This window comes from Corynebacterium sp. HMSC05C01 (assembly GCF_001807155.1).
In the GTDB taxonomy this organism is placed as follows: Bacteria; Actinomycetota; Actinomycetes; order Mycobacteriales; family Mycobacteriaceae; genus Corynebacterium; species Corynebacterium coyleae.
This window is the reverse complement of record NZ_KV787926.1, coordinates 12,380-38,728: the sequence shown is the minus strand read 5'-3', so window position 1 is coordinate 38,728 and position 26,349 is coordinate 12,380. Positions and strand designations below refer to the sequence as shown.

21 protein-coding genes are annotated in these 26,349 nt (G+C 62.8%); 6 read left to right on the top strand and 15 right to left on the bottom strand.

The window, feature by feature from the left end; translation table 11 throughout:
- Positions 1-44: 44 nt before the first annotated feature.
- From HMPREF3145_RS00250 to HMPREF3145_RS00235, 4 genes are read right to left on the bottom strand one after another with little or no spacing between them, the layout of a single operon-like run.
- Positions 45-1,784 (bottom strand): acetyl/propionyl/methylcrotonyl-CoA carboxylase subunit alpha, encoded by a 1,740-nt coding sequence (locus tag HMPREF3145_RS00250; RefSeq protein ID WP_070421274.1) that lies wholly within the window; start codon positions 1,782-1,784, stop codon positions 45-47.
- A gap of 29 nt (positions 1,785-1,813) precedes the next feature.
- The gene (locus tag HMPREF3145_RS00245) at positions 1,814-3,361 is read right to left on the bottom strand and encodes a 5-oxoprolinase subunit B/C family protein (RefSeq protein WP_070421273.1); all 1,548 of its coding nucleotides are present in this window, start codon (positions 3,359-3,361) and stop codon (positions 1,814-1,816) included.
- The gene (locus HMPREF3145_RS00240; protein ID WP_070421272.1) at positions 3,358-4,113 is read right to left on the bottom strand and encodes a LamB/YcsF family protein; all 756 of its coding nucleotides are present in this window, start codon (positions 4,111-4,113) and stop codon (positions 3,358-3,360) included. The genes HMPREF3145_RS00245 and HMPREF3145_RS00240 overlap by 4 nt, the downstream gene beginning before the upstream one ends.
- A gap of 55 nt (positions 4,114-4,168) precedes the next feature.
- The gene (locus HMPREF3145_RS00235) at positions 4,169-4,810 is read right to left on the bottom strand and encodes a GntR family transcriptional regulator (protein WP_070421271.1); all 642 of its coding nucleotides are present in this window, start codon (positions 4,808-4,810) and stop codon (positions 4,169-4,171) included.
- A 156-nt stretch (positions 4,811-4,966) separates the two neighbouring features.
- Here HMPREF3145_RS00235 and ppk2 point away from each other — a divergent pair, with 156 nt between their 5' ends.
- Positions 4,967-5,818 carry a polyphosphate kinase 2 gene (ppk2, locus tag HMPREF3145_RS00230; RefSeq protein WP_070421270.1) on the top strand — a complete coding sequence of 284 codons (852 nt, stop codon included), beginning with the start codon at positions 4,967-4,969 and terminating at the stop codon, positions 5,816-5,818.
- On the opposite strand, the gene HMPREF3145_RS00225 is transcribed toward ppk2, so the two are convergent.
- From HMPREF3145_RS00225 to HMPREF3145_RS00195, 7 genes are all read right to left on the bottom strand, one after another.
- On the bottom strand, positions 5,819-6,580 hold the full coding sequence (locus HMPREF3145_RS00225) for an HtaA domain-containing protein (RefSeq protein ID WP_070421269.1): 762 nt from the start codon (positions 6,578-6,580) through the stop codon (positions 5,819-5,821).
- Positions 6,581-6,644: 64 nt separating this feature from the next.
- Positions 6,645-6,908 carry a hypothetical protein gene (locus HMPREF3145_RS00220; RefSeq protein ID WP_070421268.1) on the bottom strand — a complete coding sequence of 88 codons (264 nt, stop codon included), beginning with the start codon at positions 6,906-6,908 and terminating at the stop codon, positions 6,645-6,647.
- Between the two features lie 5 nt (positions 6,909-6,913).
- Positions 6,914-7,744, bottom strand: coding sequence for an HtaA domain-containing protein (locus HMPREF3145_RS00215; protein ID WP_070421267.1), 831 nt, complete (start codon positions 7,742-7,744; stop codon positions 6,914-6,916).
- A gap of 92 nt (positions 7,745-7,836) precedes the next feature.
- Positions 7,837-8,640 (bottom strand): heme ABC transporter ATP-binding protein, encoded by an 804-nt coding sequence (locus tag HMPREF3145_RS00210; protein ID WP_070421266.1) that lies wholly within the window; start codon positions 8,638-8,640, stop codon positions 7,837-7,839.
- A complete protein-coding gene (locus HMPREF3145_RS00205) occupies positions 8,637-9,680 on the bottom strand; it encodes a FecCD family ABC transporter permease (protein ID WP_070421265.1) in 1,044 nt (347 codons plus the stop codon). The genes HMPREF3145_RS00210 and HMPREF3145_RS00205 overlap by 4 nt, the downstream gene beginning before the upstream one ends.
- Positions 9,677-10,744 (bottom strand): heme/hemin ABC transporter substrate-binding protein, encoded by a 1,068-nt coding sequence (locus tag HMPREF3145_RS00200; protein WP_070421264.1) that lies wholly within the window; start codon positions 10,742-10,744, stop codon positions 9,677-9,679. The genes HMPREF3145_RS00205 and HMPREF3145_RS00200 overlap by 4 nt, the downstream gene beginning before the upstream one ends.
- Before the next feature lie 25 nt (positions 10,745-10,769).
- Positions 10,770-12,704 carry an HtaA domain-containing protein gene (locus HMPREF3145_RS00195; RefSeq protein WP_070421263.1) on the bottom strand — a complete coding sequence of 645 codons (1,935 nt, stop codon included), beginning with the start codon at positions 12,702-12,704 and terminating at the stop codon, positions 10,770-10,772.
- A 92-nt stretch (positions 12,705-12,796) separates the two neighbouring features.
- Between HMPREF3145_RS00195 and HMPREF3145_RS00190 the strand changes: the two genes are divergently transcribed.
- Complete coding sequence (locus HMPREF3145_RS00190; protein WP_070570903.1) at positions 12,797-13,225, top strand: hypothetical protein; 429 nt, start codon at positions 12,797-12,799, stop codon at positions 13,223-13,225.
- A gap of 11 nt (positions 13,226-13,236) precedes the next feature.
- On the opposite strand, the gene HMPREF3145_RS00185 is transcribed toward HMPREF3145_RS00190, so the two are convergent.
- From HMPREF3145_RS00185 to HMPREF3145_RS00175, 3 genes are all read right to left on the bottom strand, one after another.
- Positions 13,237-13,884 carry a biliverdin-producing heme oxygenase gene (locus HMPREF3145_RS00185; protein ID WP_070421277.1) on the bottom strand — a complete coding sequence of 216 codons (648 nt, stop codon included), beginning with the start codon at positions 13,882-13,884 and terminating at the stop codon, positions 13,237-13,239.
- Between the two features lie 83 nt (positions 13,885-13,967).
- Positions 13,968-14,549, bottom strand: coding sequence for a DNA-3-methyladenine glycosylase (locus tag HMPREF3145_RS00180; RefSeq protein WP_070421276.1), 582 nt, complete (start codon positions 14,547-14,549; stop codon positions 13,968-13,970).
- Positions 14,546-15,328 carry an HAD family hydrolase gene (locus HMPREF3145_RS00175; RefSeq protein ID WP_070421261.1) on the bottom strand — a complete coding sequence of 261 codons (783 nt, stop codon included), beginning with the start codon at positions 15,326-15,328 and terminating at the stop codon, positions 14,546-14,548. The genes HMPREF3145_RS00180 and HMPREF3145_RS00175 overlap by 4 nt, the downstream gene beginning before the upstream one ends.
- Positions 15,329-15,368: 40 nt before the next feature.
- Between HMPREF3145_RS00175 and HMPREF3145_RS00170 the strand changes: the two genes are divergently transcribed.
- The 4 genes from HMPREF3145_RS00170 (at position 15,369) to HMPREF3145_RS00155 (ending at position 25,437) form a co-directional block, all read left to right on the top strand.
- Positions 15,369-16,349: a 3-hydroxyisobutyryl-CoA hydrolase gene (locus HMPREF3145_RS00170; RefSeq protein ID WP_070421260.1), complete on the top strand. Its 981-nt coding sequence runs from the start codon at positions 15,369-15,371 to the stop codon at positions 16,347-16,349.
- 119 nt (positions 16,350-16,468) lie between these two features.
- Positions 16,469-17,860 (top strand): glyceraldehyde-3-phosphate dehydrogenase, encoded by a 1,392-nt coding sequence (locus HMPREF3145_RS00165; RefSeq protein WP_141740756.1) that lies wholly within the window; start codon positions 16,469-16,471, stop codon positions 17,858-17,860.
- 189 nt (positions 17,861-18,049) lie between these two features.
- Positions 18,050-23,059: a carboxypeptidase regulatory-like domain-containing protein gene (locus tag HMPREF3145_RS00160; RefSeq protein ID WP_210384116.1), complete on the top strand. Its 5,010-nt coding sequence runs from the start codon at positions 18,050-18,052 to the stop codon at positions 23,057-23,059.
- An 8-nt stretch (positions 23,060-23,067) separates the two neighbouring features.
- Positions 23,068-25,437, top strand: a complete 2,370-nt coding sequence (locus HMPREF3145_RS00155) for a zinc metalloprotease (RefSeq protein ID WP_141740754.1) — start codon at positions 23,068-23,070, stop codon at positions 25,435-25,437.
- A gap of 15 nt (positions 25,438-25,452) precedes the next feature.
- On the opposite strand, the gene HMPREF3145_RS00150 is transcribed toward HMPREF3145_RS00155, so the two are convergent.
- On the bottom strand, positions 25,453-26,250 hold the full coding sequence (locus HMPREF3145_RS00150; protein WP_070421256.1) for a hypothetical protein: 798 nt from the start codon (positions 26,248-26,250) through the stop codon (positions 25,453-25,455).
- Positions 26,251-26,349: the final 99 nt, after the last annotated feature.

The window sequence follows — 26,349 nt, the reverse complement described above, 5'->3', positions numbered from 1 at the left end:
CCGGTGAAAAACACCAACCGCGGGGCAATGGACCAACTCTTCGGCTAGGAGATCGTCGCGATCGTGGCGTTCGCCTTGACTCGCTCACCCTGCTGAGCCGTCAGCGAGATCTGGCCGTCGCGGGTTGCCTTGATTTGGGATTCCATCTTCATGGCCTCGATCGTGGCAATTGGGTCGTCCTTGGCAACGACGTCGCCGTCAGCTACGAGCCACTCCACGATGGTGGCTTCGTACTTTGTGGTGACAGCTCCTGCGGCGTCGCCGGCGGGTGCAGCGGAGGCTTCAGTCGGCGTGCCAGCGCCACCGCCGGTGCCGAGGAGGGCGACGGGGAAGCCGATGGTGTGGAGTTTGCCGTCGATTTCGACGACGACGTTGCGACGTTCGTCGTAAATGTGCTCGATGTCCACGTTGTTGTGGCGCTGCGACGGCGAGTAGTTGTGGTCCACCCAGTCGGTGTAGACGTCCAGGGTGTCGCCGGTCAGTTCCGGGGCGACGACCATGTCGCGGTGGAACGGGATGACGGTGCGCACGCCTTCGATGGTGAACTCGGACAGGGATTGTTCGGCGCGGCGCAGGGCGGTGTCGCGGTTGGGGCCCCAGACGATGAGTTTGCCCATGAGTGAGTCGTAGTAGGGCGGGATCTGCCCACCGGTGAGTACGCCGGTGTCGACGCGTACGCCGGGGCCGGTGGGGACGTCGAAACGCGTCACGGTCCCGGGCGACGGCGCGAAGCCGTTGGTCACGTCCTCGGCGTTGATGCGGAATTCGAAGGCGTGGCCGTTGATCTGTGGGTCGACCGAGTCCCCGTCGACGAAGGAGAGGGGAAGCCCGTCGGCGATGCGGAACTGCTCGGCGATGATGTCCACGCCCGTGACGGCCTCGGTGACGGGGTGCTCGACCTGCACGCGCGTGTTGACCTCCAGAAACGACACGGTGCCGTCCTCGGAGACGATGTATTCGACGGTGCCGGCCGACTGATAGTTGGCCTTGCGGATGATCTCGCGTGCGCCTTCTTCGATGGCGTTGCGTTGCTCGTCGGTAAGGAATGGCGCGGGGGCTTCTTCAATGAGCTTTTGGAAGCGGCGCTGGGTGGAGCAGTCGCGGGTGGCAAGTACGGCGACGTTGCCGTGGGCGTCGGCAAGCACTTGCGCTTCGACGTGGCGTGGGTGGGTGAGGAACTTTTCCACATAGCATTCGCCGCGGCCGAACGCTTCGCGTGCCTCACGTCCGGCGGAGGCGAAGCCCTCTTCGATGTCGGCTTCGTCGAAGACAACTTTCAGGCCGCGACCGCCGCCGCCGAATGCAGCCTTGATGGCGATTGGCATGCCGTGTTCTTCGGCGAAGTCGCGCGCTTGTTCCCAGGTTTCGAGCGGTTCGCCGGTGCCGGGTGCGAGTGGGGCGTTGGCTTCGACGGCAAGCGCGCGGGCGGAGAGTTTGTCACCGAGCAGTTCGATGGCGTCGGGCGATGGGCCGATCCAGGTGAGGCCGGCTTGTTCGACGGTGCGGGCGAAGTCGGCGTTTTCGGAGAGGAATCCGTAGCCGGGGTGGAGGCAGTCGGCGCCGGCGCGGTGGGCGATTTCGATGAGTGCCGGGATGTTCATGTAGGTCTCGGCGGAGGTTTTGCCGGGGAGGAGGTAGGCCTCGTCGGCGACTTGGGTGTGGAGTGCCCCGGTGTCGGGTTCGGAGTAGACGGCGATGGAGCGGATGCCGAGGTCGCGTGCGGTGCGTGCGATGCGGACGGCGATTTCTCCGCGGTTGGCGATGAGTACTGCGTTCAGAGTCATTACAGGGTCCTAACTGGGGCGTAAGTGCGTTAGAGGGAAAAGCGTTCGAAGCGGAGTTTGGCGCCGGGTGGGAGTTGGGCGGCGATGTCGACGTCTTCGTTGATCACGGTGGCCATGACGGGGTATCCGCCGGTGACGGCGTGGTCGCGGAGGAACAGGACGGGTTGGCCAGAGGGTGGGATTTGGATGGAGCCTGCGACCATGCCTTCGCTGGGGAGTTCGCCTTCGCGTTCGCGTGTGAGGGGGACGTCGGATTCGAGTCGGAGGCCGACGCGGTTGGAGTCGGCGGTGACGGTGAATGTGGTGTTGAAGAAGCGTTCGACGGCGTCGTTGCTGAACCAGTCGTCGCGGGGGCCGAGGACGCAGCGTACGGTCCCGATGACGTCTGCTCCGTCGCGTTGGACGCGCAGGGGGTTGGTGAGTAGTGAGTTGGCGGATTGTGGTTTGGCTAGGGACATGGCGATGGTGTCGCCGCTGTGGAGTGGTTTGGGTCCGAGGCCGGAGAGCATGTCGGTTGCGGCGGAGTTGAGTTCGGTGTCGGCGATGAGCCCGCCGCGCACTGCGATGTAGGTGCGGAACCCGAGGCGCGCTTGCTTGACGACGACCTCAGCACCCGCCGGGACAATCGTCGGCGTTGCCAGCAGTACGGGCCTTCCGCCGACGGTGACGTCCGTGTCGGCACCGGTGACGCAGATGACGGTTTCGGTCAGTGCGGTCATGGTGAGCCCGCCGATGTTTTCGAGCAGGGTGGCGTTGCGTTTGTTGCCTACGGCTGCGTTGGCGGTGCGGGCGGAGGCGCGGTCGGCGGAGCCGGAGGTGGTCACGCCGAGGTTGCCGTTGCCTTGGCGGCCGAGGTCTTGGTAGAGGGTTTGCAGCCCGGCGTCGTCGAGTGTGAAGACGGGGCGGCGTGGTGGGGTGGCGAGGTGGTGGCGGGCGAGGGTGGTGTCGTCGTTAAGTGCGTCGACTGCTCTGTAGTGCACACGGTCGCCGGGGGCGACGAGGGCGGGCGGGGTGGCGGTTGAGTCCCACATTGGGGTGTTGGTGGTGCCGATGAGTTGCCAGCCGCCGGGGGAGGTGCGTGGGTAGGCGGCGGAGAATTCTCCGGCCAGGGCTACGGCGCCTGCGGGCACGGCGGTGCGTGGGGTGTCGCGGCGCGGGATGCTCAGGGCGCGGGTGGCGTCTTCGGGGACGCAGTAGGTGAAGCCTGGGGCGAATCCGCCGAAGGCTGCGACCCAGGTGGTGGAGGTGTGCCAGTCGATGAGTTCGTGGGTGCTCATGCCGAGCGATTCCGCCAGCGGGGCGAGGTCTTCGCCGTTGTAGAGCACGTCGATGGCGATGTCGCGCGGTTCGGTGTGTTCTGCGGCTGCGGGACTGTAGGTCTGCAGCGTGTCGATTGCCTTGGTGGTCGCGGTGGGCGAGTCGAAGGTAAGCAGTACGGTGCGTGCGGCTGCAACGACGTCGGTTTGGTGGTCGAGCGGGCTTGCGGTGAGTGCGGCGTAGTAGTTCATCACCGTGGCCAGGTCGGGCAGGTCGACGATGAGGCCGCGGGTGCCGACCCGTTTGATGCTGAGGGTCATAGGACGCTCGCGATCGTGATGTTTTCGTCGCGAAGCTTAGCGACGACACTGCGTGTCAGCTCGACCGAGCCTGGGGAGTCGCCGTGGACGCAGACGGATTCGGCCTGCACTTTGACTTCGGTGCCGTCGATGGCGGTGACGGAGCCGGTGGAGGCGACCTGGAGGACGCGTTCGGCGACGGCGGCTGGGTCGTGCAGGACGGCGTTGGGTTCGCGGCGCGATACCAGCGTGCCGTCGGGGTTGTAGCCGCGGTCGGCGAACGCTTCGCGGATGACGCGCATGCCGGCTTTTTCTGCGATGTCGACTGCAACACCACCTGGCAGCAGCATGACGGCCAGGTCGGGGCTGAAAGCTTTGATGCCGTCGATGACGGCTTTGGCGTGGGCCTTGTGGTGGACGATGGTGTTGTACAGCGCGCCGTGTGGTTTGACGTAGCGCACGCGCATGCCGTGGACGCGGGCAAGCGCGTCGAGGGCGCCGATTTGGTAGAGGGTTTCGTCGGCGAGTTCGGCCGGGGTGTAGTCCATGAATCGGCGGCCGAAACCGACGGGGTCGTTGTAGGCCACGTGTGCGCCGAGTGTGACGTTATGTGCTGCGGCGTCTTTGAGCGTTCCGGCTATGGAGTGGGGGTCTCCAGCGTGGAAGCCGGTCGCAACGTTTGCGCTGGAGACCATCTGCAGCATCGCCGCATCGTCTGCGACCGGGTTGCCCGCAGTCGTTTCACCGAGGTCGGCGTTGAGGTCTATATGCATGACCCCAGTTATACCGCTGTTCGAGTGTGACCCCGAACATAAGGGGGGTGCGGGGCTAGATGAGCTGCCCGCTGTTGATTTTCTCGATCATCTCGATGATTTCAGTGCTTAGCTCAATCAGTTGGTGCTGGAGGTAGTCGGATGCGCCCTGGCGATCGTCGGCACGCAGCAGCTCCACGATGTGCTCATTAATGCCGATGAAACGGCGGTTGAATGAGGGATCCTTCTCCAGAATCGGGAGGGTGGCCAGGCGGAGGAAGGCGTCGAGCTGGTCCATGGTGTCGCCGAGGGTTTTTGAACCCATCGAGGACAGTACGACGTGGTGGAATGCCTGGTTCACAGCGATGAACAGGTCGTCGTCCTGTTCCTCAATTGCGGTGCGGCCTTCGGCGTTGAGCTCCTCGAGGCGGTCGACGTCCAGGTCGGTACCCCATAGCAGTGCAGCAGGTTCGATTGCTGCACGTGCGCGGAAGGTGTCGGTGATGAATTCCGCTGTTGGGGTCGCGAGGAACACACCGCGGTTGGGGATGCGCTCGACCAGGCCTTCAGCGGTCAACATTGCGAAGGCTTCGCGCAGCGTATTGCGAGATACCCCGAAGCGGTCAGCGAGGGCCACCTCGTTGAGCTTCTGTCCGGGGATAAACTCACCGCGCGAAATCGCTCTGCGAACTTCGGCGGAAACGTTATGTGCAAGCATGGCATCCGTTTAGGTCAGCGTTACCGGGACTTTTTGAGTGACCCGGTACGGTATTGAAAAGGTTTCGGGAGAAGTATAGCCCATAGATTGTTCAACAATGTCTTCCCTCGCGAGATAATTGTTGTGTCGTTTTTGTCTGTGAGTACGGTTATACCTATGAGCCAAGCTAAAAAGCCGCCGAAGTTGTCCCGTGATGCCTATGAGCAGGAGTTGCTGCGCCTCCAGGCTGAGTTGGTTGCGATGCAGCAGTGGGTCGTCGAAAACGGCGAGCGTGTTGTGATCATTATGGAGGGGCGTGACGCTGCGGGCAAGGGCTCCGCAATTAAGCGCATCACCCAGTACCTCAACCCGCGTCAGTGCCGTGTGGAGGCGCTGCCGAAGCCGACGGACCGCGAGGCGGGTCAGTGGTACTTCCAGCGCTATGTGGAGAAGCTGCCGACGGCAGGCGAGATCGTCATCTTTGACCGTTCCTGGTACAACCGTGCCGGCGTCGAGCGCGTGATGGGCTTTGCCACCTCTGAGGAGTACCGCCGCTTCCTGCACCAGGTGCCGATCTTTGAGCGCCTGCTGGTTGAGGACGGCATCATGCTGCGCAAGTACTGGTTCTCCGTTTCGGATGAGGAGCAGTACAAGCGTTTCCAGTCCCGTCGTGAGGATCCGTTGCGTCAGTGGAAGCTTTCGCCGATGGATCTGGAGTCCATTACGAAGTGGGAGGAGTACTCCCGCGCGAAGGACGAGATGTTTGTCCACACCGATATTCCGGCGGCGCCGTGGTACACGGTGGAGAGCGAGGACAAGAAGCGGTCTCGCATCAATGTCATTTCGCACTTGCTGTCGACGATTCCGTATGAGCATATTGAGCCTGACCTCCCAGAGATTCCCGAGCGTCCGGCGATCACGGACTATGAGCGTCCGCCTCGCGACGAGTTCCGCTACGTGCCCGATGTCGCCGCCAAGTTGGAGAAGCGCAAAGTGGGCAAGGGCAGCAAGAAGAAAAAGAGAAAGTAGTTACCGGGGCAGCCACTGCGCAAGGAGCGCCCGGACCGGGGTAAGGGTTGATGCGTAGGCGAGACCGCCAAGTACGGCGAGCACGCCCACGGCGATGCCCGCGATCGCCCCAGGGCTGAGAGCAGTCGCCCCGAATGTCACGTTGAGATCCACTTCAGAGTCTTTTAGCAACGTGCCCTTCGGGTAGTGCCTGAGGGACTTCTCCATGCCGGTATCCGACACCGTTGTCCGGTTGTGCTCTGTCACTCGTTTCGGCGGGGTGATCTCGCTGCCGAGTGTGAAGGTGACCAGCGGCTCGTCGTCCCCCTTGGCACCGACTGGCTTGTACGTCTTGTTCGCGACCCCGGCGAGGAGGTAATCGCCGTACAAAGTGGCGTTTTTTCCCTCCACCTTCAGCTTGAGGTCCGAGTATTTTACATCTACGGCCCAGCCGTCGTAGCCACCCGCATTCTTGTATCCCTGTACCTGCGCTGAGCCGTCGAGCGCGAATGTCCACGTCTTTCCGGTCCGCGTCGCGGAGGTGACCGGGAAGGAGAATTCAAGCGCTTCCTGGTTCCACGTCGCGCCCCCGCCTGTGAGCACGCGACCTTGACCTTTAATGACGGCCTGATTCAGAAAACCGGTGGAAATGGGCCACACAAATTCGCCGCCAACCTCGGCGGGCTCAGCAGAGGAGCTTTCGGCGGCGGCAGGAATTGCCAGCGCAGTGGCGAATATAAGCGCGGAGAACCCCGCCGCAGCGGCGTTTCGGGAGATGAGCATTGAGGCGAATCCTTTTCGAATCAAATGAGGGCCCCGCCGGACGACGGGGCTCTTGAAGCAGTGTTTAACGCACCAGTTGGGGCAGTTGTGGAGGCTTGATGCCGAGGATTGACGCGGCCCCCTGTATGAGGGCGCTGAGCGCGAACCCTAAACCGGTGAAAGCCATCGCCAGTGCGATTGCCCGCGTGGCTTGCGTAGCCGGCGAGCCGTCGTCTGTCGAGGAAATCTCCGTGAAAGTGTCTTCCTCCGCAGTTTGGCCTTCGGCGACGGCGGGGGAGCAAAGCAATAGCGCCACCGCCACCGCGGTGGACAATCGCGCCTTGTACATGGACGCTACTTGCCCATGAACTGGTTAATCAGCTTCTGGACCGAAGGCTGAGTCGCCGCAAAGCCCAGGCCGCCCAGCACTGCGATAACCGCCATGACAATGCCGACGATTGCGCCGGTGCTCGAGCCGTCCTCATCGGTCGGCTTCGGGTCAGTCGGCTTCGGGTCGGTCGGCTTCGGGTCGGTCGGCTTCGGCTCCTTCTTCGGGGCCTTGAATGCGAGGTTGACGGCGACTTTCGAGTCATCCAATGGCTTGCCGACTTCGTAGCTCGAGCCGAAGATGTCGACGCCGAACTCGGTCAGCTTGGTCGGGGTGAACGTCGCAGACAACTTGTTGTCCTTGCCGGGCTTCAGCGCATCTGTGACCTCGAACTCTGCGATCGGCTTGTCGTCTCCGGTGGCGGTGGTGGGCTCAGAGCCCGGCATTGCGCCCTTGCGCACGTAATCCGCCTGCAGGACGCCCTTCGTGCCGTTGACCACAATCTTGAAGTCGGACATCTTGATGTCCATAGCGCCGTGGTGGCCCTCGATCGAAATGGCGCCGTCGAGGTCAATGGTGCCGTTGCCGTTGGCATCGAGGGCGGAGTCGGCGGCATTGACCGGAAGTGCGAAGTCAGCAAGCTTGCCGTCGCGAAGCACCTTCTCCGCGCCTTCCGTGGTTGTGATGGTGCTGGCGACGAACGGGGATTGCACGTAGCGCAGGAACGATTCCTTGATGTTCCAGTGCGCATTTCCCGACTCGATGGTTGGCGCATCCGCGAAGGCAGCGGGGGTGGCGAATGCAGTCGAGATCATGGCCGTGGCGGTGATGGCCGCGAGGGTGGTGGTGCGGGACATTGATGAAGCCTTTCGGTGAGTTGGTGTGGTGGATGTAACATCGCACCGATGGGATAGGGTAGGCTAACCTTAGCAAGGTATCCCTAACTTTTTCAAGGGGTGGGGGGAGCTGGGGCTGGACACCAGAGTCCGGAGACGGGTTCACCCGCCTCGTCGGGGGCCACTAGGATCCGCCCACTGCTTCGCAACACGGTGATGGGCCAGTCGTAGACGGAGCTGAGAATCGCGTCGTTGTACACTTCGTCAACGGTGCCTGCCGCTGTAATCTCGCCCGCCTTAAGGCACACGACGCGGTCGCAATATCGCGCCGCGAGCTGTAGGTCGTGCAACACGACGATGACTGTCACACCGCGACGCGCAAGCGCGCGAACGGCTCCCATCGTTTGTTCTTGGAAGTGAACGTCCATGGCTGCCGTTGGTTCGTCGAGAAGCACGACCTGCGTTTGCTGCGTGAGCACCCGCGCGAAGGCTGCGCGGGCTCGCTCTCCGCCGGACAGCGTCACAATCTCGCGGTCCTGTAGGTGGGTGATCCCCGTCGCGTCGAGCGCCGCATCCACGATCGCCGCATCGTCCGGCCCACGGCCCCAGGGGTGGCGGCCCATTTCGACGACATCGCGCACGAGGAAGGAAAACGCCACGCTGACGTCTTGGAGCATGACAGCGCGCGTGCGCGCGAGTTCGGAGGCTGTGCTTTCCGACGCATCCTTGCCCGCCACCTCGACCACTCCGTGCGCGAGCTGAATGTCACCCGCCAAGGCCGACAGCAGGGTCGACTTTCCGGCTCCGTTGGGTCCGATAAGCCCGGTGACCTGGCCGGCGGTTGCGTGCAGGTCGACTTGGTTAAGAATAGTGCGGTTTTGCTTCTGCACAGTGACGCCACGTGCGGTAACACTCATATCTGGTGGTTCTTTCGTATCATTTGCCGCAACAGCAAGAAGAATGTTGGCCCACCGATCAGCGCGGTAAATATGCCAATCGGTAGGTCTGCAAAGGGGATGATTGTGCGGGCGAGAATGTCGCCGGCACCGATCAAAAGTGCCCCACCGAGAGCTGAAGCGGGGAGCAGCACCTTATTGGAAGGGCCTACCGCAGTGCGCACGATGTGCGGCACCACAAGACCCACAAACCCGATCAGTCCCGCAAACGAGACAGCGGCAGCGGTGAGCAGCGTCGACAGCACGATCGCCGCCATTCGCAGGCGTGTGACATTGAGCCCGACGTGGTAGGCGGCCTGGTCGCCGAGTGCGAGAAGGTCGAACTTGCTGCCTAACAGCATCGCCAGCGTCAGTGACACGATGACCACGCCTGTCACTGCGCCCGTTTGCGCCCAGTTCGCGCCCGAGAGAGTGCCCATCTGCCAAAAGATGATTTGCTCTCGCGCGGTCGTGGGGGCCATAAAAGTGAGCACTGAAATAATGGCACCGCAGATAGCGTTGGCCGCGATACCCACCAAGATCAGGTTGAGCACGCGAACCTTGCCGCCGACTCGTGAGAGGAAGTACACCACCGCGGTTGCAAGGGTCCCAGATATAAAGGCAAGGACGGGCACCGTCATCGTGCCGAAAGTGGTGAGCCCGAAGACGAGCGCGACGGCGGCCCCGACGCCCGCGCCGGTGCTCACGCCGATCACGCTCGGCTCCGCGAGCGGGTTGGCGAAGACTGCCTGCATGAGCGCCCCGCTGACGCCCAGCGCGGCACCGACGAACAGACCGAGCACCAGGCGGGGGAGTCGGATCTGCCAGATCACGGACGCTTCCAGAGAGGTTGCAGACAGCGGGCCGGCCTGGAGAATCGGCCACAGCTCACGGACCGAAAGCTCGAACTGTCCAACCATGATCGAGCCGATGGCTGTCGCCACCAGCAGCACACTGACGGTCGTGAACAGCGCCACACGGCCGCGGCGGCGGGCGTGAAACACCTCGGCGGAAGATGTCACTGCCCCTCCCCGTACAGGGCGTGGGCTGCGCGCAGCAGAAGTTCCCCGGTTTGGGGGCCGAACGCAAGCGAGTCGCCGTCGGGAAGTGAAAGCACGCGCTTGTGCTGGCCGGCGGTCGTCTGTGCGACACCGGGTCGTTGAAGCAGGCCCTCGATATCGCCGGTGGATTGCAGCCCGCCGTTCATCATGACGAACACCTCCGGATTGACCTGGGCGAGCGCTTCGGGGCTGGCGGGGGAAGCGTTGCCGATGCCGTTTTCAGTGTTCACGTCGACGCCGCCGAGCGCCTCGATGAGGTCCTTGGTGCCGTCTTCGCCGCCGAGCAGGTAGAACACGCCGCCGGTCCCGCGCGCGTACAGGAATGACATGCGCAGCGGCTGTTTCGGGACGACCTGTTTGATCGCTTCGAGAGCTTGCTGCACCTCTTTTTCACTTCGTTCCGCGAGGAGTTTGCCCGCTTCTGGCTCCCCGACGACGGAGGCCACGTTCATGATGTCCTCTCCCATTGATGCCATGGTCCGTTTCGGCTCCATGACGACGGTGGTCACGCCCGCCGCGCGGATTTGGTCGATGGCCTCGCTCGGACCGACGGAGTGATCCACGATGACCAACGTCGGGCGCAAGTTCAGTATTGCCTCCACGTTTAGTGAGTGACCGTTTTCGGTGACCACGGGAAGGTCAGAAAGCGAGGGTTCCGCGGAGCTGACCGTGCGACCGACAATGTTGTCCGCCAACCCGATACCGCGGAGCGTCTTTGTGTAGGTGCCGTAGAGGTCGAGCGCGAGGATGCGGGAGGTGTCGGTAACCGTGACGTCGTGGCCGTCGGCGTCAGTGAGTTCGACGGGCAGCGCAGTTTCGCGCTCCGCTTCGACGGGTTCTACCTCGGAAATCTCCGATACCATCGCGACGCCCTCAGCCTGGTGCGGGTCGGCTCCGGTTGCGAGCGACTGCGAAAGCGCCTTTTGTTCGGTTTGCACGGGGTTGTCCCAGCTGGCGCAACCTCCAAGCGACAGACCCACGGCCGCCGCGACCGCGCAGGCGAGGGGTGTTTTCCAAAGCTTCATTGAGAGTTTCCTTTTCTATCCGGTTTTATCCGGTCGCAATAAACCTGGTCAGCGCGCCACCGGCGCCGAGCAGCGAGGCCACCAGAAGCAGGAGTTTGGCCACCGTTGAGTCGTCCCAGCCTCCGCTGCCGGCGCCGTCGCCTGCCGCGGAGTTTTTGATCTGGAACTTTCCGCCTTCGGGCTGTTTGGCGGATTCCACGGCATCTGTACCTTCTACCTCGTCGAACACGCTGCCTTTTGCGTTTTCGGGGGTCGTCCCTGAGTTCAGCTTCGCTTGGGCTCCTGCCGTGCCGCCGCGCTTCAGCGCCGCAGCGTCACCTGCGGTTCCGCCTTTGCCTGTCGACGACTCCGAGGAGGCCCCACCCTGCCCCTCGCGGCAGTTCGCCGTGTTGCCGAGGCGAGCGCTGAAACTCACTGGGTCGAGTGGGGCCCCAGCGGGGTAGAACTGGCCGAACGCCTCCGCGCCGACTTGGGTGAGCGTCGCCTGCGCGGAGCCGGACACCGCGGAATCGGAAACGCTCAGCTCGCTGAAGGATAAGTTGGCGATCGCGATGCGGCCGAAATCATTCGCCTTGCCATCAGTGCTATTCGACGAAACATTGATGACGATTTGGCCCGAATCGCCACTGAACTGGATCTCCATATTGGAAAAGCGGGTGTCTAACACCCCTTCGTGGCCGGTGAAATGGATGGTGCCGGGGTAGAGGATGGAACCGGAGCGTGCGGCAGTGTCCACCGCGCCGGAATTGCCGGAGAACGTGAACGCGTTGCCGTCGTCGCCGACGCCTTTGAGTTCCCAGCGTCCTTTCGCGATGTTGCCGCGGATGTACGTGCGGAAAGATTGGCGAATGCCCCACTGGGCCTCGGAACTGACAATCCCGCGAGACGCGCTCGAGTCACAGATCCCGCTGTCGCTGGCGCCACCCGCAGGTGCCGCACCAGTGGGTTTTGCTGCATTACCGGTGTTCGTGCCGCCACTCACCTTCGGCGCGCCGGCTGGTGTCGCGGGGACGGAGCCAGGGTTGACGTTCGCTGGACTGTTCGTTGCGTTGGAGGTTCCTCCCGTTCGGGGGGCATTGGACGTGGGGGCGCCGCTGTTGGCCGCTGGTGCAGGGCTCGTGCCTTCCTGCGTCGGAAGTACCCGGCGATGCAGTGACTCACCGCTGCGCAGCAGTGTCTCAGTGTTGGCGAACATCGCGTTGAGTTCTTCCAGGGTGTCGTTGATCTCGCCGAGGAGGCGGGCCGGGCCGGAGGTGGCGCCCGATCTCTTTGCGCCGGAGGTGCCGCCGCCCTCTTTGGGCTGTGGGGCGGGGCCGGAGGCGTCGTTAAGCGATAGCTCAATTGTGACCGGGTCGAGTGGAGCGCCCACCTCGTAGAAGCCACCGAAGATCTCCGCACCGGTTGTGGTGAGGGAGGTGGGGCCTGCGATGGTCGTTGTTTGTGCGGAGAAATCCGGGGCGGCGTTGAGCGCGATGGTGGCGAGCAGCTCTTGGGTGCCTTCGCGCACCGGGCCGGTCGAGTTCATGCCCTCGTACTTCCGTGAAGCGTAATCCACCCGCAGTTCGGCTTGAGCGCCATTGACCACCACTGTGGGGTTGCGCAGCGTCATATCAAGCGCGCCGTTGTGCCCGGTGAAATGGACCTCACCCTGGAAGCTGATTTCGCCGGCCGAGGCTGAAGTCAGTGCCGAGGATTTGGCGTCGAACGTGAAACCGTCGCCTGAGCGCTGTGCGCCGCCACCGACCGAAATGCTGCCGTGGGCTATGGGACCTTCGATGTATTTTCTGAACGATTCGCGCACCCCCCATTGCATGGTTCCCGCTGAGACACTGCGGTGTGTGCTGGCAGACTCTTCGGCCGCCGCGAGAGGAAGAAGCGCAGGCGCGGCGCCGAACATGGTGGCGGTAAAGCCGATCAGACTCGCGCAAGCGACTGCGCCGAGGTGGGTGCGAACATTCATGGTTGCCTCGAGGTGCGAAATAGCAAAAAGTAGGTAGGCTAACCTTACCTAAGTAAGGTTAGGTTTGCATAATGTTGAAAGGGGTTGTCGTGATGGCGCAACAGACGGGACCTGCTACCAAACTCATTCGACCTGTCGGTGTGCGATTGCCGCGCACATATGAAGGCGGCGCTGTGCACTTCGTCACCTGGGAGCGCGCCCTGATCGCCTTGATCACAGGTGTGATCGCGTTTGGGGCGGGTACCGGAAGCATCTGGGTGGCGTTCCCTGCGAGCGTGGCGTTGGTGGCTGCGGTTCTCGGGCTTTCGTCACTGCCCTCGCATAAGGGCCGCGATGCCGGTGCTCGACTGGGCAAACGCGCGGGGATCGTCCTCGCGGTGGCTTGGGGGTTGATTGTTTGCTTGGCAGTGCTAGTGCTGTTTCTGGTGCCTGCGCAGTTCACGCTCACCGGCGGAGTGCTCACTGCGTTCGTGGCGGCTGGGGCGATCTGGGGTGCGATCGCTTACGTTGACAGGCGTTAAGGAGCCTCGGCCTAGCCGGCGTGGATCGAAAGGTCCTGGAACACTGCCTGGTTCAGGGCGAAAACGTGCTGGGCGGTGGAGATGATTCGTGCGCGCTCTTCGTCGTTAAGCTGCATCGCGTCGAGCGCCTCCTTGTAGTGCGCGCGGTAGTGTGGGATCTTGCCTACCGCGGAGAAGTTGTAGAAGTGCAATGCCTCGTCGGGCAGCGCGTACGCATTCTGGAACACGCGTGCGAGCACCTGTCCGCCGGCAATGTCGCCGAGGTAGCGTACGTAGTGGTGGGCGATGACTTCCGGGCCGGAGTCCGGGGTGAGCGCCTCGAGTTCGGCAACGTAGCGCCTCGTGGCATCGAGTGGGGCGGTGGTTTCCTTCCAGCCGGCACCGAGCATGGCGGTGAGATCGGCTTCGAGGGCGGGCACGCGCTCGAGGCGCTCGTCGGCGATCTGCGCCACCGCGGGGTGGGAAGCGGCGCGGCGCACCGCATCTTCGAGTGCCGAATAGATGTGGAAGTACTGCACTGTCAGCTCTGCTACGGCTGCCCGGTCCAGCTCGCCTTTTCCAAGGCTCGACATGAAGGGGGAATTCTCGGCGCTGGAGTGCGCAGTGGCAGTCTGGTCTTTGAGTGCGGCCGACAGTCGCTGGTCAGTGGGGGCGGCCATGGTCATCTGCTTCTCCAATCTAGGAATGAAGGGTAGGTTACCCTTAGTTGCAGATTGAGAATATAGGTAAGCCTAACCTTCAATCAATCACCCAAAAGGTTGATCCGCTTCGGGCGCCCGCGTGGTGTGGATACGGTCTTGTCGCCGGGGATCCAGAACCGCCACGGGGCGTCTTTGTTTTTGCTGATCCCGATGCGGGGTCCTGCGACCCATTCGGGTTCCGCATCGCGCGGGGTGAGGTGAATGGGGGTGCCGTTGTCGCCTAACCCCAGTGCGAGTGTTTGGCCGAGGTTGCCTGGCCCGCGGGCGAGGTTTTCAAACGGGATCAACGCGCGGTCGGGGCGTTGGCGTCGCTGGCGGGCGAGTGCTTCGCCGGCGACGATTTCGCCGCCACGCATGAGGCAGCCTTGGCCGATGCCTTCGGGCGCGCAGACGATGTTGCCGTTGTGGTGGATGCCGTAGGAGAGGTAGACGTACAGCCTGCCGGGTGGGCCGAACATGGCGGCGTTGCGGGCGGTTTTGCCCCTGTGCGTGTGGGCGGCGGGGTCTTCAGCGCCGAGGTATGCCTCGATTTCGGTCAGGCGCACGGTTACCCCGTTGTGGGTGATCAGGCACCCTAGCAACTGCGGTGCGACGACGTCGGCGGGTTGGGTGAAGTCGATCATTGCAGCCATTGCGCAAGCTTATCGACGACCGCCTCGTCCCCATTCGTCCCAATCACCTCATCCGCGATCGCTTTGAGGTCGGGGTGCGCGTTGTCCATCGCTACCGCGTGGCCGGCGGCGCGGAGCATGCCGAGGTCGTTGAGGAAGTCGCCGAATGCCGCCGTCTGTGCAAGGGGGATGTCCAGCGTGCCGGCGAGCGCTTCGAACGCGTGGCCCTTGTCGGCATCGGGGTGCATGATGTCCAGCCAGTGCTTGCCGCTGACCACTGCGCGCAGGTCGGGGGCGTGTTCGCGGACCCAGGGCAGGGCGTCGCGTTCGGCGTCGGTTTCAACGTAGAGGGCGATCTTGACCACGGGGCTGGGGTGGTCGCCGAGCGCCGACAGCGTAGTGCGGGAGGCGTAGTACTTGTCCACCTCCGCGTCGATTGCTGGCGGCAGCGGGAGGGTGGCGGCTACTTCCGGGGCGCAGATGACGGTGTGGGCGGGAAAAGGAGCGTCGGGTAGCGCTGCGATCAAGTTGCGCGCGGCGTCCGCGGACAGGGCGGTGGTGGAGACAACTTCGCCGGCGTGCCACACCACCGCGCCGTTTTCGGCGATGAACGTCTCGCATGCGGGGAACATGCGTTGCAGTGTTGCCAGTTGGCGGCCGGAGGCGGGGGTGATGGTGACGGACTGGGCGGTGGCGTCGTCGTAAAGCTGCCAAAAGCGCTCAGGTACCTGGCCTTCCGGGGTGAGGAGGGTGCCGTCCATGTCGAGTGCGATCAGTCGTGGCGTCTGCATTGCCCACACCATACCGGTGTGATGTGGAACACTGGGCGGCATGACTGAGTTTGTGAAGACCGAAGTACGCGGCACGACCGGGGTGATCACCCTCGACCGCCCCAAGGCCCTGAATTCTCTGAACCCGGAGATGGCACGCGCCATCGACGAGATCCTGAAGCAGTGGCGTGACGACGACACCGTCACCCAAGTTGTCATCCAGTCCTCTGGCAAACACTTTTGCTCCGGCGGCGACGTCCGTGCCGCGCGCGACGGTGTCCTCGAGGGACGCCTGGATGAGGTCGATACGTTTTTCGCAGACGAGTACGCCATGAACTTGGACATTGCGAACTACCCCAAGCCGTACATCGCGCTGTGCAACGGCGTGATCATGGGCGGTGGCATGGGTGTGTCGGCGCACGGCTCGCACATGGTGGTCACCGAGGATGCGTTTGCGTCCATGCCGGAGATGAACATCGGCTACATCACGGATGTGGGCATGTCGTGGCTGTTGCAGAACCTGCCAAAGCGCCCCTCGCAAGCGCTCGGCGCGTTTTTGGCGCTGACGGGGTATCGGCTTACCCCCGATGACATGCTCGCCACCGGTCTGGCGACGCACAAGGTTGCCTCGCTCGAGGGAGTGCTTGACGGGATCGTGGAGCACGGGCCCGGCTACCTCGACGAGATCGGGTTGGAGCAAGGAGAATCGCAGCTCGAGGCACTGTACGAGGACATCGAGGCCACCTTCACCGGCTCCTGGGCCGAGATCCGCGAGCGCCTTGACGGCGAGTTCGGCGAGAAGGTGCAGGAATTGACCAAGCAGGCGTCCCCGTCGTCGCTCGTGGCGGCGGCGGAACTCATCGCAGCCAACGCATCACAGGATCTGGCCGGCGCGCTGGACAACGAGCGCCGCCTGGGCGCGGTGATGGTGCGTGAGCCGGACTTTGCGGAAGGGGTGCGTGCGGTGCTCGTCGATAAGGATCAGGCCCCCAAGTTTGCCCCCGAGGCGGACCCCTCCAAGTATCGCGCTGTCCTGCGCTAAAGTAAATGGCGGTGTGGGGCTGAAATTGCCCCCGAATCCAACACGCTGAAGGAGCAACGTTGACCGAAACCACAAACCCCCGCGACGACTGGAACCACAAGCTCACCCTTGCCCAGGAGATGCTGCCGCTGATCAGCCGCCTGCACCGCGAACATAACGCGGTCACCTCGGTTTACGGCCGCCTGCTGGTGGGTGTGACCGACATCGAGATCATCAAGGCACACCGCTACGCGCGTCGTATCGACGAAAAGGAGCTCGCCCTCGACGAGACGCTCCCGATCCTGCGCGAGCTCGTGGAGATGGATCTCGGCACCGCTTCGATCGACCTCGGCCGCCTGGCCAAGGAGTTCAAGTACTCCGACGAGAAGGATCTGCGTACCTTCCTGGATGCGCAGCTCGCTGACGTCATCGGTACCTCCTCCGAGCTCGATGCACGCGACGTTGTGCTCTACGGCTTCGGCCGAATTGGCCGTCTGCTCGCCCGCATCCTGATCGCGCGTGAGGCAATGTACGGCGGCGTGCGCCTGCGTGCGGTGGTGGTGCGTAAGAAGGGGGACATCGACATCATCAAGCGCGCATCCCTGCTGCGCCGCGACTCCGTCCACGGCCCGTTCAACGGCACGATCACCGTGGATGAGGAGAAGGAAATCATCTGGGCCAACGGCACCCCGATCCAGATGATCTACGCCAACGACCCGGCCGAGATCGACTACACGGCGTACGGCATCAATAACGCCATCGTCGTCGATAACACTGGCGTGTGGCGCGACCGCGAGGGCCTGTCCCAGCACCTGCAGTCCAAGGGTGTGGACCGCGTGCTGCTTACCGCGCCGGGCAAGGGCGACATCCCGAACATTGTCTACGGCATCAACCAGGACATGATCGGCGACGAGCGCATCCTGTCCGCAGCGTCCTGCACCACCAACGGCATCACCCCGGTGCTGAAGGTGATCAACGACCGCTACGGCGTCAAGCACGGTCACGTTGAGACGGTTCACGCGTACACCAACGACCAGAACCTGGCCGACAACTTCCACAAGGGCAACCGTCGCGGCCGCGCAGCGGGCCTGAACATGGTGCTCACCGAGACCGGTGCGGCGAAGGCCGTGTCTAAGGCCCTGCCGGAGTTTGAGGGCAAGCTCACCGGCAACGCCATCCGCGTGCCAACCCCGGACGTGTCCATGGCTGTGCTGAACCTGGACCTGGAGAAGGACGTTGAAAAGGACGAGGTGAACACCTTCCTGCGTCGCGTGTCCACCCACTCCAACCTGCGCCAGCAGCTCGACTACATCAACTCGCCGGAGGTTGTGTCCACGGACCTGCTTGGTACCTCCCACGCATCCGTGGTTGATGGTCTGGCCACGATTGCTTCCGGCAACCACCTCGTGCTCTACGTCTGGTACGACAACGAGTACGGCTACTCCCACCAGGTGGTTCGCGTTGTTGAGGACATTGCGGGTGTGCGCCCGACCGTGTACCCGGCACGCAAGGAGCCGTCTGAGATTCAGTAGCGCGTTTGCTTAGCGACGACTCCACCGCCCCGGCCACATTCGGCCGGGGCGCTTCGTCGTGTAGTAGGGGTGTGGAATAGCTGGCAGTTCCATGAAAGGTTTAGATAAGGCATATAACTAAGTGGTATCATTCCTGTGTTTTACCGTTCGTTTCCCGTGCCGTTGCTTCGAGAAAGTTGAATGACGCCCATGTCTCGCTATTCCGATGACCCCCGTCGCGTACACCGCCCACGGGGCATGCGCATCACCGCAGTTGCGACGGTGCTCGCGCTTGCCGGCACGGTCGCCGAAGTCCCGCTGGGTACCTTCACCCCGGTCGCGCACGCGCAGTTCGCGCCACAGCCGCAGGACGGCATCATCCATGGTGAGGTTCGTATTGAGCGAGATTGGCGCGGGGCGATCTTCTTTAGCAAGCCCATGCGGGTAAACACGGTGGCGCTCGAGTTTGTGCCTGCTGAGACCACACCTCCAGCCGTGTTCAAAAAGATCGAGCCGGCACCGCTGGGCGATCCGGTGTTTGACAAGATTCCGGAGACTTCGCAGTTCACACTCGAACACCGGGTGTTTCAAAATGGTCGCGCGCAAGTGATAAAGACCTATGACGTCACCGTCCACCGCAGCGTTTCAGTGACCCCCTCGGGCAACTACGCGATCCGTCTGCGCTACAACCTGCCTGATGTCCAGGTTGATATGAATCACCAGCTCATCCTTTGGGCCAGGGGGAAAGGCGGTGCGTATCCGACCCCGATGGCCGGTGGTGGCTCGCGCTTCACCATGCCGTTTGTCAACCTGTCTGCAACGGGCAAGGTGCGTGTGCATAATCCGGACGAGGAGCCGGTCGGCCGCCCGAAGGTGTTGGTGAACAGCAAGTCGCTGAAAGGGGAGGACCTCCAAGGCGAAGAAGCGGTCGCAGATGACGGCTCCTACTGGTTGTCGTCGAACAACCCGGGGGCGACGTACCAGATTGAGGTGCAACCACCGCAGGGTTTTGTGCGTCCGGCGACCAAGCCGTGGAAGGACGAGGCCACCGCCCCGGATTTTGATCTGTACCCGATCACCGTCACCGGCCGGGTGATCGACGACAAGGGAGTCGGCATCTCCGGTGCACGTGTGACCGTCGGCGGTAAGTCGGCCCAGACTGATCAAAGCGGTAACTTCACCGTGCCCAAGGTTCCGGTGCCCAAGGATCCAGAGGATAAGTACACGCTGGTCGTGGGCGAAACTGAGGACAGTCAGGGGACAGAGGTCGATGGTGTCGTCGTTAAGGATCAGCGCGTCAACCGCATCGCGGACCCGATCGTTGTGCAGCGCAAGCAGCAGTACGGCAAAGTCAGCGGAAAGGTCAACGGGCTGCCGGAACGCACCAAGGTGAAGGTGCGTGTCGTCGGTACGAACACTGTCGTAGACACCGATGAGAACGCGGAGTTCACCATCCCGAACCTGGCAGTAGGCAAGCACGTGCTCGAGGTCGTCCCAGAGTCGCTGCCGAAGGGGTATTCGGTGACCCAAACGGCAGACGTGGACGTCAAACGCGCGACAACCGCGAACGCAAACTTCACCGCCACACGCGACAAGGGCAGCATCTCCGGCGTGATCTCCGGCGTGCCGGCCGACAAGCAGGTCAAGGTCCGCGTCACGGGTCCCGAGATTTTGGAACAGACCGTCTCAGGCGGACACTACAGCTTCCCGGACCTGCCCACCGGGGACTACCGCGTCGAAGTGATCAAAGACTCCGTGCCACGCGGATACTCCGTCACGGGCCCGCAGAACGCCAAGGTGGAAAAGTACGAAAACAGGACTGTTGGGTTCGCGGTGATTGCGGACAACGTCACGGGTGTGATCAAGGTGGTCGACGACGCCAACAGGCCAGTCGCCGATGCCTCAGTCACCGTTGACGGACGGACCGTAACCACCAACACCGAGGGCGTTGCAACGTTTGGGGATCTCGCGCCTGGCGCCTACACCGTCGCAGTGGCTGCCGCCAGGGGCAAATACAGCGGCGCATCCCAGGGGTTTGTGCTGTACCCGGGCGACAATGTTCCCGTGACGGTGAAGGTTGGTTCGCTGAACCAAGTAGGCGGCATCGTTGTCGACGACCTTGGTATGGCTGTGACAGACGCGCAGGTCGTCGTCAAGCAAGGCTCCAACGTCATCCGCACTATCCCCATCACTCCGGAGGGCAACTTCTATGCCAGCGCGCTGGCTGCAGGCGACTACACCGCAGAGATTGAGGACACCGACACGCACGGCGGGGCGAGCACAACCTTCACCGTCGAGCCCGGTGGGGACACCGAATCGGTAAAGCTCAAGGTTGCGCTGCACCGCGGGGCCATCAAGGTTGCCACGTCGGGGCCGGTGGCTCCGGCGGAGGTGTTTCTCAACGGTGGCCCGAACACCGAGTACCTGTCGATTGCGGAAGCCGACGGCAACTATTTCCTGAATGACCTGTACCCGGGCGAGTACACCCTTGGGACGCAAGCACCGGAAGGCTACACGATCGAAGGTGGTGGCGATGTCACCATCAACCCGAATGACACGACGGAAAAGACGCTCAACGTTGTGCGCAACCTGGGCAATATCGCAGGTAGCGTCACCGGACTGCCAAGTGGCCAACCTGCCGAGATCCAGGTCCGTGGCGCAGACCAGAACACCGCTGGCGTGAAAAAGACTGCGGCGGTGGTCAACGGGGAGTACTCGATTGCTGATCTGCCAACGGGCACCTACACCGTCGAGATTGCGGACCTACAAGGGTATTCGGCGCCGTCGCAGGCCGCGAAGGTGAAAAAGGACAGCACCGAAACGCACGACTTTGCGCTCGCGCTGGACAAGGTGGACCTCGTCTTGCAGGTTGTCGACGACACCGGCCACCCCGTCGCCAACGCCAAACTTGATGTCGCCGGGCGCACGGTGAATACCAACGCGGAAGGCATGGCTACGGTCGAGGACATCCTGCCCGGAACCTATACGGCCAAAGCCGCCGAAAGCGAGACCCACAGCGAAGGCAGCCGGGAAGTCACACTGCAGCCCGGCAGGCACGGCAGCGGCGAAATCCTGGTGAAGACGCTCAACGCGGTGAGCGGCACGCTTCTCGACGACCTCTCCGCACCCGTCGCCAACGCCCCCATTCGCATCACCCAGAACGGTGGGGAAGTCGCCGAGGATACGACCGACGCACACGGCAGGTTTAACGCGGGCAACCTGCACGCCGGCGAATACACCGTGCAGGTTGAATCCAGCGACAACCACGGAGGAACAACCCAGCGTTTCAGTGTCGAGCCGAACAAGCCGCGCGACCTGGAGCTCACGGTGGCGCTGGTCAAGGGGTCCGTCAACATCTCGGTCACGGGTGATGCGGAGCCAGAGTCGATCACGATCACGGGTGGACCGAAAAACGAAACCCGCAAGGTAGAAAAGGTTGACGGCAAGTACGTCATCGATGGCCTCTACCCAGGTGATTACACCGTGACCGCAAAGGCACCGAGCAACCACACCGTCACACGTGAAAACGACGGCAAGGTCACGGTCAAGCCAACCGAGCAGTCTAACCTGGGCATTACGGTGAAAAAGGAGCCGGCGACGTCGAATCCGGCCCCGCAGCCGGATCCGTTCGTGTGGGCACCTGTGGTGGTGCACGCCGGCGAGGTAGGCATTGGCACGCCGACGCGTAAGGGGAGCAGTGACCCGGTGCCGTCTGGGTTCACCACCAACGGCGTGGAAAAGGTCATCTCCGGCCACAAGACGGAACAGGTTGCGCCGAAGGATTCCTGGATTCGTGTGGAGCAGGACGGCACGGTCGTCGCCACGCCACCGCGCGATGCCGCGCCCGGAACTTACCGCGTAGAGGTCAACACACCGACGGGCCAGCGCGAGGTCGTCGAGGTTGTCGTGACTGAAGAAAAGCCCATGGCCGATCGCTACACGGTCGAATGGGCGAAAACCCCGGTGCCTGCTGGTGTGGAGCGCTCCTCGAGCTCGCCGCGTGCGCAGGTGGTGGAGCGCGGCTTCACATACGACGACCGCGTGCTGCCCGCAGGAACAACGTTTAAGCCGAACGCCAAGGGCGTGACCATCGACGCCAAGGGCAGCATCACGTTCAAGCCGGAGGCCAACGCAAAGCGCGGCTCCCACACGGTCCCGGTCACGATCACTTTCCCGGACGGCAGTTCCAAGAGGGTCAACGCCGTCTTTGAGGTCGGCGAGCCCATGCTGGCGGACCTGGCAAACCTCGGCTACGAAGACGAGATCATGGTGGTCCCGGGACTGAGCGCAACCGTGCTGCGCACCGGCGACGCTGCGTTGCCCGAGGGCACGACCTTCAAGATGAAATCCGGGTCGAGCCTGGGCGGCTGGTCCGCGACGGTGGACGCGAACACCGGCGACGTGCGAGTCAACGCACCGAAGGTGAACGCGCGTCCGCTCACGGTCAAGGTCATCGCCTACTTCCAGGATGGTTCCACCAAGGAACTTGAAGCGCGCGCTCGCTTGGCCACCGCTTCTGCACACGCCGTGAAAAACTCCATCTCCTACCCGTCTACCACGGTGCGGGTGGGCAACACAGTTGCAGTCGCCGCTGTTGGCGATGCGGTCAAGGGGGCGGTCTTCGACGTGATCGATAACGCTGGCCTCGAGGTCGGTGTGAACAGATCCACCGGCGCGCTGCGCATCACGGCGCCGAAGAACGCCGAGATCGACGAAACCTACAAGCCGCTGATCCAGGTGCGCTACCCAGACGGCAGCGCACGCGAAATCACCGCCACGGTCACGGTGCCTTCGGATGCGGCGACGTTTGACGCCGGATATGTTGGAGCGAACGTTCCTATCGGCGGCGAGGCTCGTCCGGAACCTTCGTCGAAACTGCCAGAGGGCACGCGGTTTAGCATCGACGGCTTCAACGAGCAGGGCTGGACAGCAACTATCGACGAAAAAACCGGCCGTATCACCGCCCGGTCCAACGGCAGTGTGCCCAACGGCAAAACCACCTCCGTCAAGGTGCGGGTGACCTACCCGGACGGATCCTCCGAACTGGTCAACGTCCCCCTGACGGCGAGGGCACCGGAGAAAGTGGTGGTTGAGGATAAGGGGTCGTCGACAAGCGTTGGCTGGATCGCGGTCCTCGTGGGCGCGCTGGCGCTGCTTGCCGGCGTAGGATTCGCCGCATTTTTGAACCAAGACAAGATCATGCAGGTACTGGGTAGGTAGGCAACAACATGCGATTTTCCACAAAAGTAATGGCAGTCGGCCTGTGCGCCGCCCTCGCCCCCGTCTGCGTTGTGCCCGCGCAGGCCAAGGTCACGCAGCAAGGCAGGCAGGTTGTGGTTGAGGGACAGCAGAAGAGCACATGGTCGCCGTACATCAACGCGACCGTGCGCCCCGACGGACACGGCCTTTTCGACTTCGACCACCCCGAAGCCGCCGCCGAGGTGCTCAAGTACGGGCTGAGCACCGACGTGTACGTCAACGAGGCGAAAATGCCCGTCGACTGGAACGCGACGCCCGAAACCCTCAGCAGAGACGACGGAACCGACACGGTTGTCTACACCCAGACGTTTAACGGTGTTGAGGTCAAACGCACCATCAACATTTTCGACAACATCATCCAGTACACCGTCACCGCCACCAACGTCTCGGGCGCCCCGGTCAATGTCCGCGTCGAAGCCGTAAGCGACATCATGGGCAACCACGGCCAACTCCGCGCGCAGCAATACTTCGACGGCGAAATTCGCGTCTCCCCGGAAAAGCCCGGCCACACCGCACGCGTGAAGTTTGCGAACGCCGACCGGTTCGGCGTAGGACCGACCGCTGAGAAAGCCAAGGAGAGCCGCAACGACAACGACGCGCGCTACCAGGCCGGACGCTGGAGCAAGAGCCTCGCAGCGGGTGAGAAACTCGAGGCCGAAACCCAGGCGCGTTTCATCCCGCAGCCAGCCGCGTTCGACTCCGACGGCGACGGGCTGCGCAACTCGTGGGAACGCGTCGGCATGAAACTCTCCTCAGGCAAATCGTTGCCAATCCACCAGTGGGGCGCCGACGAAAACAAACCCGACCTGTTCCTGCAGCTGCACTGGATGCGATCCGAGTGGGAACAACTCAAGTGCGATCGGAAGGAATCCTTCGCGGCATCCGTGGAGGGCTTTACCCAGTTCGCCGACTGTGCGCGTGCAAACACGAAGGACTATGCGCCGTCGCCGGAGATCCTCAAGCAGTTGGAGGAGCGCTTCGCCAAACAAGGCATCAATCTCCACATCGTTGCGGGGCCGGAGTACGTCAGTTCCTCGATGTCCAGCATGAAGGAGGCAGACCGCGAGGGCGGCAAGACCGAGGACTACGCCAAAGAATTCATGCCAGGGTTGGCCGATCCGAAGTTGGCCAAAGACGAATGGGCTTACGCGCTGTATGCGCAAAACCAATTCATCTCGGCACGCGAACGGTTGCTGGGAGAACGCAAGGCGGTCTTCCGCGTTGGCGTCATCGGCGACACGATTTCTCGCGGCGACTCCTCGACAGGCCTCGCTTTGGTCAACGACTCCGTATTCTTCGTGGCGAACCATCCTGAGATGACCACGCAGGAGCAGCTGCGCAACACGATCCTGCACGAGTTCGGCCACACCCTGAACCTGCTGCACTACGGCGCGCACGTGGAGTCAAACACGGCACCGGCGCGCGATGACCTCGAAGAGTACAACTCGGTGATGAGTTACGCGCACCAGTTCAACCAGTTCAACTTTGCCGAAAAGGAAACGCACGGCCACGACGAGACCGGCAGGGAGTTTCAGATCCCGGCGGACTGGGCGAACCTGAACCTTCCAGGCGCGAACGTTGGCCAAGGCCACATCGGAGTGAACGACGAGACAGACAAGGAAAACGACAAAGACGACCACGATCACGACCACTCGCACGGCGAGGAAAGCATGCCGGTGCTGACCGAAGGTGACGTCAAGGAACTGGTCATCAACGCGGCAAGCAATAACAAGTACAAGGCAGGCTTTCGTCTCAACGAAACCGCGAACGGTGACAATGGCGTCGTCGCACAGCTTGGCGACGACAACGTCCTGCGCGGCACCATCTCCAACCTGGGAGACGTGGACGAGCGGTTTAAGGTCAGCGTCAACTACGGCTCGGGAGTGTTCCAACAAAGCTACGACCTGAAGCCTGCCGGCAAAGTCGGCGACGAGAAGCAGGTAGACATCAAGCTCGACCGCGCGGCGTTTTTGGACAAGCCGGTCGTTCCGCTGAGCGTAGTGGTTACAAACTCGCGCGGAACGGAAGTGTTTAGCCAGTCCTACAACGTCTCCGCGCTGAACTACACCCGCGAAGAGATGGCGAAGGTGCTTGCCGAGGTGCTTGCCTCCGACGCCCCGGAGTACGTCAAGGACATGGCCCGCAGGAAGCTGCAGCCGAAGGACAAGACCGAAGGGACGAGCAATGCACCGGCGGCGCAGAAGCCGAAGACGCAGCAGCCGCCGGCCAACGGCGACGGTGCGGTCTCGCCAGTGGCGATCATCATCGGCGTGCTGCTCGCTATCGGCGGCCTTGGCGCTGCGCTCGCCGGCTGGGCGATGAGCCAGGGCATGATTTAGCGCATGATCTAACGCCTAGGCTGCCTGCTCCTGCCACCAGGCCAGAAGCCTCTCAAGTGTTTGGAGGAGCGCGTGGTCGGGGCCGACCGCCTCGACGGAGGGCAGCCTCGATGCACGGAATTGCGGGCCGAGGTTGGCAAACGGGCTCACGGGTTGGGTTGCGGTTTTTGAGGAGTCGATTGCCGCAAAGATCTCGTCGAGTTTGCGCTCGACGATCCTGCGTTGCCTCCGGTTGAACGCCTCCGGCGCGAACGGGTTGATGCCGGTGAAGCTCTTGCTGACAAGGCAGTTATCGCGCGGGTCGTACACAAAAACGGCGACTGGGAACGACTCGTCGGACTTCAGGTTCGGTGTGAACTCGATACAAAAGGCGCTGTACCAGGCGTTGTCTTGCGAGTCGCCGAGCATCATCACCGTCGCAGCCGTGAGATCTTCCGCAGGGAAGACGCGAGGCGCCGTGAGCGCGAACGCGGGATCCTGCGGTGGCACGATACTGACCGTGTAGTCGTCGTGAGCGACCATGATGCGCTGGACTTCGGCCATGACGTTGGCCATCTCCTCCACGCCATACCAATCGGGCGCGCGTGGGTTGTCCGGTTGGAGCAACGCGCAGTCGATTTCGTGGGTGTCCGGGTCGTGGATGAGTATTGCGACGCGGAGGCCGTTTTCGATGATGTAGTCGTCGTCAATGTGCCAGCGGATGTCGTCGTCGAAACTGTAGTCGTCCTCGTCGTAGTCGTACATGGTGACAAGGTCATCGACTTCCTCGTCGTAAGAATCGAGGTAGTAAAGCTCGTAGGCACGAAAAGCCATAATTATCCCCCCTGGGTGTCGGGCGGAAGCCCCCATTTTGCTTCCGCGTATCGACGAGCCTAAACCACAACCGGCCCCAACACCAGAGCCGGGATGCAC